This is a genomic window from Massilia sp. LjRoot122 (genome assembly GCF_964252725.1).
GTDB lineage: Bacteria > Pseudomonadota > Gammaproteobacteria > Burkholderiales > Burkholderiaceae_D > Telluria.
In genome coordinates this window covers 2,890,808-2,904,050 of record NZ_CAXUPB020000001.1, presented here as the reverse complement: position 1 = coordinate 2,904,050, position 13,243 = coordinate 2,890,808, and the positions used below count along the sequence as shown (strand labels likewise).

Annotated in this window: 14 protein-coding genes; 8 read left to right on the top strand and 6 right to left on the bottom strand. The window is 66.9% G+C overall.

Features of this window, described 5'->3' with window-relative positions; all coding sequences use genetic code 11:
- Positions 1-305 precede the first annotated feature (305 nt).
- A complete protein-coding gene (locus ACSQ25_RS12570) occupies positions 306-1,169 on the bottom strand; it encodes a hypothetical protein (RefSeq protein ID WP_436106024.1) in 864 nt (287 codons plus the stop codon).
- Between the two features lie 225 nt (positions 1,170-1,394).
- On the opposite strand from ACSQ25_RS12570, the gene ACSQ25_RS12565 reads away from it, so the two are divergent.
- Together ACSQ25_RS12565 and ACSQ25_RS12560 are read left to right on the top strand one after the other, a co-directional pair.
- Complete coding sequence (locus ACSQ25_RS12565) at positions 1,395-2,918, top strand: hypothetical protein (protein ID WP_436106023.1); 1,524 nt, start codon at positions 1,395-1,397, stop codon at positions 2,916-2,918.
- A 97-nt stretch (positions 2,919-3,015) separates the two neighbouring features.
- Positions 3,016-3,294, top strand: coding sequence for a hypothetical protein (locus ACSQ25_RS12560; protein ID WP_436106022.1), 279 nt, complete (start codon positions 3,016-3,018; stop codon positions 3,292-3,294).
- A 23-nt stretch (positions 3,295-3,317) separates the two neighbouring features.
- Here ACSQ25_RS12560 and ACSQ25_RS12555 read toward each other — a convergent pair whose 3' ends face one another.
- The gene (locus tag ACSQ25_RS12555; protein WP_436106021.1) at positions 3,318-4,481 is read right to left on the bottom strand and encodes a tyrosine-type recombinase/integrase; all 1,164 of its coding nucleotides are present in this window, start codon (positions 4,479-4,481) and stop codon (positions 3,318-3,320) included.
- 107 nt (positions 4,482-4,588) lie between these two features.
- Here ACSQ25_RS12555 and ACSQ25_RS12550 point away from each other — a divergent pair, with 107 nt between their 5' ends.
- Positions 4,589-5,032, top strand: coding sequence for a DUF411 domain-containing protein (locus tag ACSQ25_RS12550; protein WP_436108068.1), 444 nt, complete (start codon positions 4,589-4,591; stop codon positions 5,030-5,032).
- A 74-nt stretch (positions 5,033-5,106) separates the two neighbouring features.
- Positions 5,107-5,448 (top strand): hypothetical protein, encoded by a 342-nt coding sequence (locus tag ACSQ25_RS12545; RefSeq protein WP_436106020.1) that lies wholly within the window; start codon positions 5,107-5,109, stop codon positions 5,446-5,448.
- Positions 5,449-5,460: 12 nt separating this feature from the next.
- Here the strand turns inward: ACSQ25_RS12545 and ACSQ25_RS12540 are convergent, their stop codons facing one another.
- On the bottom strand, positions 5,461-5,961 hold the full coding sequence (locus ACSQ25_RS12540; RefSeq protein ID WP_436106019.1) for a pyridoxamine 5'-phosphate oxidase family protein: 501 nt from the start codon (positions 5,959-5,961) through the stop codon (positions 5,461-5,463).
- A 160-nt stretch (positions 5,962-6,121) separates the two neighbouring features.
- On the opposite strand from ACSQ25_RS12540, the gene nadB reads away from it, so the two are divergent.
- The 4 genes from nadB to ACSQ25_RS12520 all read left to right on the top strand — a co-directional run bounded on the left by nadB (position 6,122) and on the right by ACSQ25_RS12520 (position 10,720).
- Positions 6,122-7,750, top strand: a complete 1,629-nt coding sequence (gene nadB / locus ACSQ25_RS12535) for an L-aspartate oxidase (RefSeq protein ID WP_436106018.1) — start codon at positions 6,122-6,124, stop codon at positions 7,748-7,750.
- Between the two features lie 40 nt (positions 7,751-7,790).
- Positions 7,791-8,690 carry a DMT family transporter gene (locus ACSQ25_RS12530; RefSeq protein ID WP_436106017.1) on the top strand — a complete coding sequence of 300 codons (900 nt, stop codon included), beginning with the start codon at positions 7,791-7,793 and terminating at the stop codon, positions 8,688-8,690.
- A gap of 84 nt (positions 8,691-8,774) precedes the next feature.
- Positions 8,775-9,668 carry an NAD-dependent protein deacetylase gene (locus ACSQ25_RS12525; RefSeq protein WP_436106016.1) on the top strand — a complete coding sequence of 298 codons (894 nt, stop codon included), beginning with the start codon at positions 8,775-8,777 and terminating at the stop codon, positions 9,666-9,668.
- Positions 9,665-10,720: an alpha/beta fold hydrolase gene (locus ACSQ25_RS12520; protein WP_436106015.1), complete on the top strand. Its 1,056-nt coding sequence runs from the start codon at positions 9,665-9,667 to the stop codon at positions 10,718-10,720. The genes ACSQ25_RS12525 and ACSQ25_RS12520 overlap by 4 nt, the downstream gene beginning before the upstream one ends.
- Before the next feature lie 183 nt (positions 10,721-10,903).
- On the opposite strand, the gene ACSQ25_RS12515 is transcribed toward ACSQ25_RS12520, so the two are convergent.
- Genes ACSQ25_RS12515 through nadA form a run of 3 tightly spaced genes read right to left on the bottom strand, consistent with a single transcriptional unit; the run spans position 10,904 to position 13,235 of the window.
- Complete coding sequence (locus tag ACSQ25_RS12515) at positions 10,904-11,182, bottom strand: hypothetical protein (RefSeq protein ID WP_436106014.1); 279 nt, start codon at positions 11,180-11,182, stop codon at positions 10,904-10,906.
- A 41-nt stretch (positions 11,183-11,223) separates the two neighbouring features.
- A complete protein-coding gene (gene nadC, locus ACSQ25_RS12510; protein WP_436106013.1) occupies positions 11,224-12,105 on the bottom strand; it encodes a carboxylating nicotinate-nucleotide diphosphorylase in 882 nt (293 codons plus the stop codon).
- Positions 12,102-13,235 carry a quinolinate synthase NadA gene (gene nadA, locus ACSQ25_RS12505; RefSeq protein WP_436106012.1) on the bottom strand — a complete coding sequence of 378 codons (1,134 nt, stop codon included), beginning with the start codon at positions 13,233-13,235 and terminating at the stop codon, positions 12,102-12,104. The genes nadC and nadA overlap by 4 nt, the downstream gene beginning before the upstream one ends.
- Positions 13,236-13,243: the final 8 nt, after the last annotated feature.

Sequence of the window (13,243 nt, the reverse complement as noted above, 5' to 3'; positions counted from 1 at the left end):
CAGATCCGTGCACGAGGGTGCATCTTACAGATTTACTTCCAAAGATCTTACAAGATTACTTCCGAGAGCTGCTGGGCATCATAATGGCAAACCTTTCCGGAACGCTAGCCGTCAAGTACGCATAATCTATATTATGTTAAATACGCTATCCGAAGGTGCTTGCGCCGCTGGTCTGTTCAGGGCCTTGCGTCGTCCGGGTACGTTTCACCGTTGATGACCTCTACTCTCACTGGCTGATGCAGCTATGCCTGGTCGATGGCTTGCGCGGGCTGCAGTCCAAGCTGCATATCGAAGCGCGAACCGGCTTACGCACGCCACAGGATTGCCGAGGCATCGTCCGCGCGCTTCACCGAGCTCGAGGCCGAGGCTTGCGCCGCCGCCTCGAAGCGCCGCAATTCCTCGACGGCCGCCTGGAGCCCGTGTTCCATGCACAGTGCGAACAGGCTGGCGGGCGTGTGCAGCGCATAGGTGTCCACCAGTCGGTAGAAGCCGTCCGTCATGGCGAGCACCATCGAACCGGCCGGGGCCTCGACCGTGAAGCTGCGCGCACCGAAGGCGCCGTTCGGGCGCAGGCACAGGGAATTCGTGCCGGCGACGCTGTTCTGGTATTCGCGCCGGCTGCGCAGCATCGGCATCAGCCGGGCCTGCCTGGCTGCCGGGTCCGCGAGGCCTTCGGCACGCAGCTTCGCGATCTCGGCGCGCAGGATCGCCTCCTGGGGATTGATGAAGGGATCGAGGTCGAGGATCTCGCCGTCTGGTCTGCGCATCAGGACCTTGCAGTCGCCCAGGCAGTACAGGTCAAACCGGTTGCCGGCTGCGGTCCTGCGTGCGCGCACCCAGCTCAGTGCTGCGATCGGCCACGCGTACAAAGGGATCTCCTGGCCGGTACTCCGCTCGCGGAATTCATGGTAGACCGCATCGACGGCGGCGCGCACGGCGTCCTCTTGACCGAGGCCGGATGCGATGGCGGCGCCGAGCGCCGCGGTGAATCGCGTGACGAACCAGACCACGTCGCCGTTCACGGGGTCGATGTAGTCGTGGTCCGCGACGGAAGTGCCGCCATCGACGATCACGAGCTCGGTCGTGTCGGGCGTGCTGAAACTGCCGGCCCAATCTTCGTTATGCTGCGCCGTGGCGCCGGAAGAAACCGCTTCGATTTGCATATCCATTGTCGTCCCGCCTTTTCGATAGCCCGTCATCATACCGAAGCTGCCGTTCAGAACGAACTCGACATTATATATGCTAATGTCGAGTGAAATATGGCATAGAAATGCTGTAATTTCACTTGCGAAAGCATGGAGATGCTATCGTCGTTTTCGTGTACGCAATCTGCTGCGGGTAATGCAGTCTCCTGCCTTTCCTATTGCAGAGATTGCAAGCTAGAATCTCGGCCCATGCACCGCTTCCTTTCCGCCAGGCCAGCCGGCCGCGTCGCCCTGTTCATCGCTCTCCTGTCCCTGGCCGCCCTGCTGCTGACCCGCCCGTCAAAGAGCGGCGACTTCCAGGAATATGCGCTGATGACGATCGCCCTCGCCGGCCACGGCACGCCCGACATCCGCCTGCCCGACGTCGAGCGCGCGCACCGGCTGTCGCCCGAGATCGGCTTCGTCTCCATCCACGATCAGCTGCGCGCCGGCATGCAGCAAGGCCTGGCGCATCCCTTCCCCGGCTTCGTGCGCGGCAAGGACGGCGGATACTATGCGATCCACTTCTTCGCCTATCCGGCCCTGGCCGCCCTGCCCTTCAAGCTGATCGACAGTCTCGGCGGCAAGCCATTCAAGGCCTACCAGGTGGTGAACCTCACGGCCCTGGCCATCCTCAGCATCGCGCTGTACCGCTTCACCGGTTCGCCGCGGCGCGCCATGTTCGGCACCCTGTTCTTCCTGCTGTCCGGCGGAGTCCTGTATTCGAACTGGTGCAGCCCGGAGTTCTTCAGCGCCTGCGCCCTGCTGTCCGGCCTGGTGTTCGTCCTGCTCGGCCGCCCTTACCTGGCCGCGCTGCTGGCGGGGATCGCGGCGATGCAGAATCCCCCTCTGGTCTTCTTTGCGGTGTTCGCGCCGGCGATCCGGGTCTGCTACCTCCATGCACACGAAGGCGCAAGCTGGGGCGCGGCGCTGCGCCAGGTCCTGACGGGCCACACCGTCCTGGCCTCGGTCCTGCAGGTACTGCTGGCGGCGCTGCCGGTGCTGTTCAACGTGGCCGTGTTCGGCGTCCCCAGCATCATCGCGACGCTGGCTACCGACCCTGCGCTGATCTCGCCGGCACGTCTGTTCTCCTTCTTCTTCGACCTGAACCAGGGCGCCGTGGTCGGACTGCCGGTCGCCATGGCGCTGGTGCTGGTCCAGCTGGCCGGGAAAGACCGCCTGCGCTGGCTGCCGCACACGCTCGCTGCGCTGCTGTTCGGCGTCGTGATGGCCCTGCCCTCGCTGTCGACGGTGAACTGGAATTCCGGGTCGGCGGGCATGATGCGCTACGCGTTCTGGGGCGGCATGCCCATCCTGTACCTGGCCCTCGCCCGGCTACAGCATGCGCGGCGCTGGCCGCTCGTGCTGCTGGGGGCGATGCTGCTGGTACAGGCCGGCACCGTCGCTTTTGCGCGCAGCTACCGGCATGTCGAATTCAGCCCGCTCGCCAGGCTCATGCTGGATCATTTCCCTGGCCTGTATGCGCCGGAACCGGAGATCTTCCTGGAGCGCAGCGTGCATGTGGACGGCGCCGCGCGCGACCACGTGGTGGCGGCCTACCCATCCTTGTCCGCCGCGCGCAAGATCCTGTTCAAGGCCGATTCCACCGAGGCCCATGCCATCCTGTGCGGCGCCGGCGGCCGCGTCGCCCTGGACCGCGCCGGCGCGCCCTGGCCCGGCGGTTGGCGCTACCTCGACGGTCCGCCCGTCTGCGTGAGCAGTACGCGGCCCTGAGCGCGGTGCCCGCGCACGACTGGCGGTGCACCGTTTGCAGCCTGGCCGCGCGTGGGTAAGAATGCGCTATGCGAACTGATCACTCGAAAGGAAGAGCATGGGCATCACCGTGAACAATACGCGGCCGGATACGGCCAAGGTCATCCTGGTCGGCGAAATGATGGACGGGAGCTTCGACGCCCGGGTGATGGCCGAGACCGACGTGCCGTACACGAAGTACTGGGACAACGAACTCGAGCAGCGCATCATCTACCTGCACCCGGACCAGGAACAGCTGGCGTCGATCGTCGCGGCCTTGAACGAGGGCCGGCTGTCGCTCGACGACCTGCAGAATTTCGGCAGCTCGGACGGCGGCACCTCGGACCTGCCGATCTGAGGCCGGGCCGGCGTCGCGCGCTCTCAGGGCAGCAAGCCGCTCCCTTTTGAACCCACGATCTCGTCGTGGCGTTCGTGGTCCTGCTTGTGCAGGTAGGCCGCCGTGGTCGCGATGTTCGCGTGGCCGGCCGTGTCCTGCAGCGTCTTGAGCTGGACACCGCTGTTGGCGTGGTTGGTCAGCATGCTGTGGCGCAGCCAGTGGGTCGATGCCTGGCGCAACGCGGATGCGCTGTCGCCGTCGCCCTGGGCGGCCGCACGGTCGGCGGCCGCCATGAACACCGCCTTGAGCGCCTCCGACGCCGCTTCGTCGGTGATGCGCAGGGCCTCCCTGCTGCGGCTGGAGAGCACCAGCGGCGTGCGGTCGGCGCGGCTGGCCTGCGGCAGCAGGCCGAAGGCCTGGCGGTAGTCGCGGAAGGCGGCCAGCATCGCCGGTGGCACCGGCAGGCGGCGCGGCTTGGCGCCCTTGCCCATCACGTCCAGCCACCAGCGCCCGTCGCCCTCGCTGTAGATGGCGCCCATGTGGGCGCCGACGATCTCGTTCAGGCGCGCGCCGGTCTGGGCGAAGGCCACCAGCAGGAAGCGGTCGCGCTCGCGCTGGCGGATCGCGGCCGGCGTGTCGGCGGCACGCGCCGCGACGGCGTCGAGCGCGTGCGCGATCGCCTGCGGCGACAGGTAGCGCGTGATGCGGCCCGCATGGCTGGCGCGCACGTTGCGCACCAGCCGCGCCGGGTTGCGTCGCAGGTAGCCGGTCTGCTCCGCGTAGCCGAGCAGGCCCTTCACCGCGATCATTGCCTGGCGCCGGCTGGCGTCGGACAGCGGCCCCGAAAACGGCCGGTAGCGCGGATCGTTGCGCGGCCACTTGGTGGTGGAGATCCATTCGGGCGGCGGATTGCGGATGAATTCCTTGTAGGCGTTCAGGTCGCCGACCGTCAGCCCCTGGAAAGTCTTGCGCGCCTCTTCGCGGCACCAGGTGAGGAAGCGGTACAGCTCCTTCTGGGTGTTGGCGATGGATTTCGGGCTCAGCTCTCCCTGGCCGATGTATTCGCGCGCCAGTTCGGCGTCGGACCTGGCGTCGGTCGCCGGCTCGTCGGCGACGCCGCGGAACACGGCGCCGCGCGCGCTGGCCGCAAGGCGCAGCGGCGAGTCGTCGGGGAGCGGATCGAGGTCGATCGGGAGGAAGCTGGGCATGGGCGGCGTGGATACTGTGTTTATGTACAGTATAGCATCGCCGGGCCGGGGCACCAAGCGCAGGGCTCGGGCATAATGCGGCTTATTCGTTCATATTCGGAGTCATGATGCTCGCCCGTTTCTTCGTCAATGCCGGTTTCGCCGCTCTTCTCTCCCTGCCGCTGGCCGCCAGTGCCGCCCAGCCGGTGTTCGAGGTGTACAAGACCGAATACTGCGGCTGCTGCAAGGAGTGGATCAAACACCTGGAGGCGAACGGCTTCAAGGTCCAGGCCCACAACGTTGCCGACACGGCCGACTACCGCGAAAAGTTCGGCATCCCGGCACAATACGGCTCCTGCCACACCGGACGGGTCGGCGGCTACGCGGTCGAAGGCCACGTTCCGGCCGCCGACATCAAGCGCCTGCTGGCCGAGAAGCCGAAGGCGCGCGGGCTGGCCGTGCCGGGCATGCCGATGGGGTCGCCGGGCATGGAAGGTCCGCGCAAGGATCCCTACGAGGTGCTGCTGGTGAAAGACGGCGGCAAGACCCGCGTGTACAAGCGCTACGAATAAGCTGGGAATAAGCGCTGCGCTGCCTGCGCAGGATCGTCGGCATAATGGGTTTTCCAGCATAGAAGGAGCCCGAGATGAGCAATCAGAATCCAGCGCAGGACCCGTCCACGACACTCGGCGTCGGCGGCAGCACCAGCGGCCAGCAGGGCGCGACGCCCACCCACGAATCCCAGCAGGAGACCGGCGGCAGCGGCGGCGACGGCCTGACCCGCAACCAGGCCGGCGAAACCCTGAACGCCCCCGACGGCACGCCGGCTGTCGGCCGGCACCCGGAAGCCGAAGGCAGCGCGATGACGAACAGCGCCCGCGGCCCGCAGGACACGCGTCCGAACCAGGCCAGCCCGACGGGCACCGGCCTCGGTACGCCGGAGACCGGCGGCAACCAGGACGAGCGCGACCTGCCGCCTCCCCGCTAGGCTTGCCTTCCTTTACATCCGGATGCTGCCGTGGTCGGCATCCAGGTCCGGCGTCGAGCCGGTCACGGCAGCCTTGGCCATGGCGAACATGCGCACCATCTTGCTGTCGTTCGCATCCCAGTACTCGGCCGCATGCGGCATCACCCGCACCAGCACGACGTGCTCGTCCTCGGGACCGGCCGGGAACCAGGCCTGCACCATCGGGTTCCACAGGGCGTGGATCTGGGCCCGGTCCACAACGCGTTCGGCGCGGCCGCTGACCGAGACCCAGGTGCTGTCGTCCGGGTTGGCGAAGCTCACATTGACCTCCGGCTGGTGGGCGATGTTGTCCCACAGCTCGGTGGTCGTGCGAGTGTAGAACCACAGGCCGCCTTCGGCATCCACCTGCTGCTTGGTCATCGGCTGGCTGACCAGGTGGCCGTTCAGGTCGCGCGTGGTGAACATGGCGAAGCGCATCGGGCCGATCTTGTCCTGCAGGGCGGCCGCGTGTGCCTGGGCGTTGTTAGCTGTCATGGGATACCTCACTGATAGGTGGAAGGCCGATCCTAGCGCGCGGCCGCCGCCCGATCCGTGCGTGGGCGTACACTGTCCCGTCCTTGTCCCTCCGGCCACGCCCTGACGAAGAATGTCCAAATCGACTATAGTGATGCCTCTGTACAAACATGACATTGCCATGAAATTTGACGTCGCTATTGTCGGCAGCGGGCTGGCCGGCCTGTCGGTGGCCCTGCACCTGGCGCAGACGCGCAAGGTTGCAATCATTTCCAAACGTGCGCTGCTGGATGGGGCAAGCAACTGGGCCCAGGGCGGCATCGCCGCGGTGCTCGATTCGGGCGACAGCCACGACCAGCACATCACCGACACCCTGGTGGCCGGCGCCGGCCTGTGCGAGGAAGCGGCCACCCGCTACATCGTCGAGAACGGCCGTGCGGCGATCGAGTGGCTGATCGAACAGGGCGTGCCCTTCACCCGCGACGAGACGGCCGAACTGGGCTTCCACCTGACCCGCGAGGGTGGTCACAGCCAGCGCCGCATCATCCACGCGGCCGACGCCACCGGCCACGCGGTGCAGGTCACGCTCGAGCAGAAGGTGCGCGCGCACCCGAACATCGCCCTGTTCGAGCACCACTGTGCGATCGACGTCATTACCTCCGACAAGTTGACCGGCAAGGGCCTCAGCGGGAATGCCCCGCACCTGGTGGGCCAGCCGCGCTGCTACGGCCTGTACGTTCAGGACGAAGAGAGCGGCCAGGTGCTCACCTTCGAAGCCGAGCACACGGTGCTGGCCACCGGTGGCGCCGGCAAGGTCTACCTGTACACCACCAATCCCGACACCGCCACCGGCGACGGCATCGCGATGGCCTGGCGCGCCGGCTGCCGGGTATCGAACATGGAATTCATCCAGTTCCACCCGACCTGCCTGTACCACCCGTATGCGAAATCCTTCCTGATTACCGAGGCGATCCGCGGCGAAGGCGGCCTGTTGAAACTGCCGCCGGAAGCCGGCGCCGCCGCCGGCACCCGCTTCATGCCGGCCCACGACGAGCGCGGCGAACTGGCGCCGCGCGACGTGGTGGCGCGCGCGATCGACTTCGAGATGAAGAAGCGCGGCCTGGACTACGTCCACCTCGACATCAGCCACCAGGATCCGGAATTCCTCAAGGAGCACTTCCCGACCATCTACGCGCGCTGCCTGGAGCTGGGCATCGACATCACCAAGGAGCCGATTCCGGTGGTGCCGGCGGTGCACTTCACCTGTGGCGGCATCGTCACCGACTTGGCCGGCCGCACCGACATCCCCGGCCTGTACGCGGTCGGCGAGACCGCCTGCACCGGCCTGCACGGGGCCAACCGCCTGGCCAGCAATTCGCTGCTCGAGTGCGTGGTGGTCGGACGCGCCTGCGCGCACCAGATCGCCGCCGCGCCGCCGATCGAGAACCCGGTGCTGCCGCCCTGGGACGAGTCGCGCGTCACGAACGCCGACGAAGAAGTGGTCATCGCCCACAACTGGGACGAGCTGCGCCGCTTCATGTGGAACTACGTCGGCATCGTGCGCACCACCAAGCGCCTCGAGCGCGCCCAGCACCGCATCGCCCTGCTGAAGGAAGAAATCGACGAGTACTACCGCAACTTCCGCATCACGCACGACCTGCTGGAGCTGCGCAATCTGGTCGAGGTGGCCTCGCTGATCGTCAACAGCGCACTGTCGCGCCACGAAAGCCGCGGCCTGCACTATTCGCGCGACTTCCCGGACACCCTGCCGAAGGCGCTGCCGAGCGTGCTGACGCCGGAACGCCGCTGATATCCCCGCCGGCCTGCGCATGCGGGCCGGCTACCCCATCATGCATCGCCCTGCCCTCACCCCATCCACCATCTTCCTGTTGACCGTGCCGCCCGTGCTCTGGGCCGGCAACGCCATCGTCGGCCGCCTGGTGCGCGACGCGGTGCCGCCGATGACGCTCAACCTGATCCGCTGGACGATCGCGCTGGCGCTGCTGCTGCCCCTCGGACGCGCGGCCCTGCAGCACGGCAGCGGCGTGCTGGCCGACTGGCGCCGCTATGCCATGCTCGGCCTGCTCGGGGTGGGCCTGTACAACTCGCTGCAATACCTGGCCCTCCAGACTTCGACACCGATCAACGTGACCCTGGTCGCTTCCGGCGTGCCGGTCTGGATGCTGCTGGTCGGCCGCCTGTTCTATGGCGTGCCGGTCAAGCGCAAGCAGATCGTGGGCGCGCTGCTGTCGATTCTCGGGGTGCTGGTGGTGCTGTGCCGCGGCGACATCCATCAATTGCTGGGACTGCGCCTGGTGGCCGGCGACCTGTACATGATCTTGGCGACCATTGCCTGGTCCTTCTACAGCTGGATGCTGATGCAGCAGAAGGACGTCCCCGGCCTGCGCGCCGACTGGGCGGCCTTCCTGCTGGCCCAGGTCGGCTATGGGGTGCTGTGGTCGGCCGCCTTGACGGGCGGCGAATGGGCACTGCAGGACGTGCACATCGCCTGGAGCTGGTCCCTGGCGGCGGCCCTGCTGTACGTGGCGATCGGGCCGGCGATCCTGGCGATGCGCTGCTGGGGCGCCGGGGTGCAGCGCGCAGGACCCAGCATCGCCGCCTTCTTCATCAACCTGACGCCGCTGTTCACGGCGCTGCTGTCTTCCGCCTTCCTGGGCGAGGCGCCCCATCTCTACCACGTGCTGGCCTTCGGCATGATCGTCGGCGGCATCGCGGTCTCAGCCAGGTAATCCGGTCAGGGCGTTCAGCCCGGAAAGGTGTGTTGGTGCCGGCGGCCGGGATGTTACGATCCCAGCCAATGGAGGTATTGCAACATGGCAGAAGGTTTCACCGTTCACGACCGCGCCGAGGCGCTGGCGGAATTCCTGGAACGGTATCCGCGCGCGCTGGTGTTGACGGGCGCGGGCCTGTCCACCGCCTCGGGTATCCCCGATTACCGCGACCGCGACGGCACCCGGCGCGGGCGCCAACCGATCCAGGGCCCTGAATTCCGGCGCTCACCCGACATCCAGCGCCGTTACTGGGCGCGCAGCATGGTCGGCTGGCCGATCATGGCGAAAGCCAGGCCCAACAATGGTCACCATGCCCTGGCCCGGCTCGAGAAGCACGGCAAGTTCGGCTACTTGCTGACCCAGAACGTCGATGGCCTGCACCAGCAGGCCGGCAGCCTGGCGGTGCTCGAGCTGCACGGCAACGTCCACAGCGTGGTCTGCATGCATTGCAAGGCGCAGTTCCCGCGCGCCTTCGTGCAGACCCTGCTGAACGAGGCGAATCCCGAACTGGCCAACATCATGGCGACGCCGCTGCCCGACGGCGACGCCGCGATCGAGCCGGATGCGCTCGAGGACTTCCACCTGCCCTGGTGCGTGCATTGCGGCGGCGCGCTGGCGCCGGATGTCGTATTCTTCGGCGACGGCATCCCGCCGCCGCGCACCGCCTGCGCGCTGGCCCAGATGGAAGCAGCCGACGCGCTGCTCGTGGTGGGCTCGTCGCTGATGGTGTACTCGGGCTACCGCTTCTGCCGCATGGCGCATGAGACGGGCAAGCCGATTGCCGCGGTCAACCTCGGGCGTACCCGCGCCGACCACCTGATCGCACTGAAAATAGAAGAGTCGGCCGAACGGCTGTTGCCGGGCGTCGCCGACCTGCTCCACGCGGAGGAGCCGGAGGAGTCACAACCATTACTCGACCACAGGGGGATTTTGTGACCAAGCGCTACCGCACTACCACGACCAACACCGCCAACACCACCGGTTCGACCGGCCTGCGCACGGGCGCCATCCTGGCCGGCATCGGCCTGGCCGCCTCCTTCCTGTACGTGCGCGCCAAGACGAAGCAGGCCGAACGCGACAACCCGCCCCAAGGAAATTTCATCGAGGTCGACGGGGTGCGCCTGCACTACCTTGACCGCGGCACCGGCCCGGCCCTCGTGCTCCTGCACGGGAACGGCGTCTACTCGAAGGATTTCGAGATCACCGGCCTGCTGCAGCGGGCGTCCGAGCACTACCGCGTCATCGCCTTCGACCGGCCGGGATTCGGCTACAGCGAGCGTCCGCGCAGCACGGTCTGGACCCCGGACAAGCAGGCGGCGCTGCTGCACCGCGCGCTCGAACAGATCGGCGTCGAGTCGGCCATCGTCGCCGGCCACTCCTGGGGCACGATGGTCGCGCTCGCGATGGGGCTGCAGCAGCCCGATTTCGTGCGCGGGCTGGTGCTGCTGTCGGGTTACTACTACCCGAGCATCCGGCTCGACGTCGCCACCATGACCCAGCCGGCCGTGCCGATCGTCGGCGACCTGCTGCGCTATACGGTCTCGCCGCTGATCTCACGGGCCTTGTGGCCGGGCATGGCCAAACGCACCTTCTCGCCGAAACCGGTGGACAAGCGCTTCGACGCCTTCCCGGTGTGGATGGCCCTGCGGCCGAAGCAGCTGCGCGCCGCCGCGGCCGAGACGGCGATGATGATTCCCTCGGCTGCTTCGCTGTCGAAGCGCTACGCGGAACTGAAGGTGCCGACGGTGATCGTGGCCGGGACCCAGGACAAGATCGTCGATGCCGGCCACAACTCGGAGCGGCTCAGCGAGCGGCTGGCGCTGAGCCAGCTGGAACTGGTGCCGGGCGTGGGACATATGAGTCACTATGCCCATCCGGACAAGGTGATGGCGGCAATCGACGCGATCGCGGCGCAGGTGGGCGAGCCGATGCATATGCGCACGCCGGAGGCGGAGGCGCTGGCCAGGGCGAGTGAGAGTGGGGTTTGAGGCGATCTATACCACTGCCGTCATAGTCGATCGTTAGCTTAGAAACCGTCATTCCGGCGAAGGCCGGAATCCAAGTTTGCCTGCGTTTCGACTGCGCTTGAAGCTAGTGGTTTGCCAAGGAATTGGATCCCGGCCTTCGCCGGGATGACGGTCTTGAGGGCGGAGGTGCCAAGTACTTAAGCTTCAGCCCTTGAGCACGTACTTGATGACGATGCCGGCGGTCAGCGCGATGAAAATCACCATCGACAGGCCGCCATGCAGCATCGGCGTTCCGATCGACACTTGCGCCGTGCGCGGATCCATTTCCATCCGGACGGCCTTGCCGAACATGACCGGCCGCAGGAAACCGCGGACGCCGACCAGCACCATGCCGATGCCGAAGCACAGGTCGGCCGTGTTGTCGGTGCTCACGCCGTTCGCCAGGGTCGGCAGGCCCAGCAGCAGCCCCAAGGCCAGCCACATGAGCCTTGCGCCCGTGGAAATACGCAGCCTGCTCCAGTCCATCACGCCGGCCCCACGATGCGCAGCGAATAATCGGTCGCGCGCACGTCCTTGGTCAGGCTGCCGATCGAGATGCGGTCGACGCCGGTCTCGGCGATCGCCCGCACGGTCTGCAGGTTGATACCGCCCGAAGCTTCCAGCAGCGCACGGCCGCCGTTGACGCGCACTGCATCGCGCATCATGTCGAGGTCGAAGTTGTCCAGCAAGACCGACTTGACGCCTGCTGCCAGCGCTTCCTCGAGCTGGGCGATGGTCTCCACCTCGATCTGCACCGGCGCGCCCGAGTTCAGCGCCGCGGCCGCCTGCAGCGCCCGGGTGACGCCACCGGCCGCGGCGATGTGGTTTTCCTTGATCAGGATGCCGTCGTACAGGGCCATGCGCTGGTTCTTGCCGCCGCCGACGCGCACCGCGTACTTCTGCGCCAGGCGCAGGCCAGGGAGGGTCTTGCGGGTGTCGAGGATGGCCGAGCTGGTGCCGGCGATCAGGTCCACGTACTTGCGGGTGGCGCTGGCCACGCCCGACAGCAGCTGCATGAAGTTCAGGGCCGCGCGCTCGGCGGTGAGCAGCGAGCGCGGGCAGCCTTCGATGGTGCAAACCACCGAATCCTTGGCCATCAGGTCGCCCTCGGCGTACTGCCAGTCGATTGCGATGTCCTGGTCGACGGCCAGCATCACGCCCTCGAACCAGGGCGCGCCGCACAGCACCGCTTCTTCGCGCACGATGACGCGGGCCTGCACGCGTGGCTCGACGGGCACCAGCATGCCGGTCAGGTCGCCGGTGCCGACGTCTTCCAGCAGCGCCGCCAGGATGTTGGCCTCGAAGGCGGCTTGCAGTTTTTCGTCGAGCTGTTCGTCGGAAATGAAGGGATTGCGCAGGGTCGTCATGCCGGGCCTACTCCGTTGAACAGGGTGGCGTTCTGCTCGAGCGCACCGCTCGGCAGGGCTTGCGCCTTCTTGGCGGCGGCGAAATCGAGCATGCGGTCGATCGCGCGCTTGGCCTGGCGGCCGATTTCCGGATCGACGTGGACTTCGTTGGCACCGCTTTCCAGGACTTCGGCCAGGTTCTTCAGGCCGTTCATGGCCATCCACGGGCAGTGCGCGCAGCTCTTGCAGGTCGCGCTGTTGCCGGCGGTCGGCGCTTCGATGAAGTGCTTGCCCGGGGCCGCTGCGCGCATCTTGTGCAGGATGCCGTTGTCGGTGGCGACGATGAAGGTGGTCGCCGGCAGGTTCACCGCGGCGTTGATCAGCTGGGTGGTCGAGCCGACCACGTCGGCCTGGGCCACCACATTCGCTGGGGATTCCGGGTGCACCAGCACCTTGGCATCCGGATGCTCGGCCTTGAGCAGGTCGAGTTCGATGCCCTTGAATTCGTCGTGCACCAGGCAGGAACCCTGCCACAGCAGCATGTCGGCGCCGGTCTGCTTCTGGATGTAGGCACCGAGGTGACGGTCCGGCGCCCACAGGATCTTCTTGCCCTGCTCGTGCAGGTGCTTGACGATGTCCAGGCCGATCGACGAGGTCACCATCCAGTCGGCGCGCGCCTTCACGGCGGCGCTGGTGTTGGCGTACACCACCACCGTGCGGTCCGGATGCTGGTCGCAGAAGGCGGCGAATTCGTCGGCCGGGCAGCCCAGGTCGAGCGAGCACGTCGCGTCCAGGTCCGGCATCAGGATGGTCTTTTCCGGGCTCAGGATCTTGGCCGATTCGCCCATGAAGCGCACGCCGGCCACGACCAGGGTCTGGGCCGGGTGGTCACGGCCGAAACGCGCCATTTCCAGCGAATCCGACACGCAGCCGCCGGTTTCTTCGGCCAGGTCCTGCAGGTCGGCGTCCACGTAGTAATGGGCAACCAGCACCGCATTGCGCTCTTTCAGGAGGCGATTGATGCGCTCCTTCAGTTCGGCTTTTTCGCTGGCCGTCGGGGTGGCGGGCGTGCGCGCCCAGGCCTCGGCCGTGCAGGCCGCACCGGCCTGGGGCCGGTCGTATTCATAGGTCTTGATCGGTGCGATGATCATGCGGCGTG

Coding starts and splice junctions, on each gene's coding strand:
- ACSQ25_RS12515 (WP_436106014.1), bottom strand. CDS start 11,182: ATGTGGCTGGCCTTGGGGCTGCTGCTGGGCCTGCCGACCCTGGCGAAC.
- ACSQ25_RS12560 (WP_436106022.1), top strand. CDS start 3,016: ATGGGCATCACCGTGAACAATACGCGGCCGGATACGGCCAAGGTCATC.
- nadA (WP_436106012.1), bottom strand. CDS start 13,235: ATGATCATCGCACCGATCAAGACCTATGAATACGACCGGCCCCAGGCC.
- ACSQ25_RS12525 (WP_436106016.1), top strand. CDS start 8,775: ATGGCAGAAGGTTTCACCGTTCACGACCGCGCCGAGGCGCTGGCGGAA.
- ACSQ25_RS12565 (WP_436106023.1), top strand. CDS start 1,395: ATGCACCGCTTCCTTTCCGCCAGGCCAGCCGGCCGCGTCGCCCTGTTC.
- ACSQ25_RS12570 (WP_436106024.1), bottom strand. CDS start 1,169: ATGGATATGCAAATCGAAGCGGTTTCTTCCGGCGCCACGGCGCAGCAT.
- nadB (WP_436106018.1), top strand. CDS start 6,122: ATGAAATTTGACGTCGCTATTGTCGGCAGCGGGCTGGCCGGCCTGTCG.
- nadC (WP_436106013.1), bottom strand. CDS start 12,105: ATGACGACCCTGCGCAATCCCTTCATTTCCGACGAACAGCTCGACGAA.
- ACSQ25_RS12540 (WP_436106019.1), bottom strand. CDS start 5,961: ATGACAGCTAACAACGCCCAGGCACACGCGGCCGCCCTGCAGGACAAG.
- ACSQ25_RS12545 (WP_436106020.1), top strand. CDS start 5,107: ATGAGCAATCAGAATCCAGCGCAGGACCCGTCCACGACACTCGGCGTC.
- ACSQ25_RS12550 (WP_436108068.1), top strand. CDS start 4,589: ATGCTCGCCCGTTTCTTCGTCAATGCCGGTTTCGCCGCTCTTCTCTCC.
- ACSQ25_RS12530 (WP_436106017.1), top strand. CDS start 7,791: ATGCATCGCCCTGCCCTCACCCCATCCACCATCTTCCTGTTGACCGTG.
- ACSQ25_RS12555 (WP_436106021.1), bottom strand. CDS start 4,481: ATGCCCAGCTTCCTCCCGATCGACCTCGATCCGCTCCCCGACGACTCG.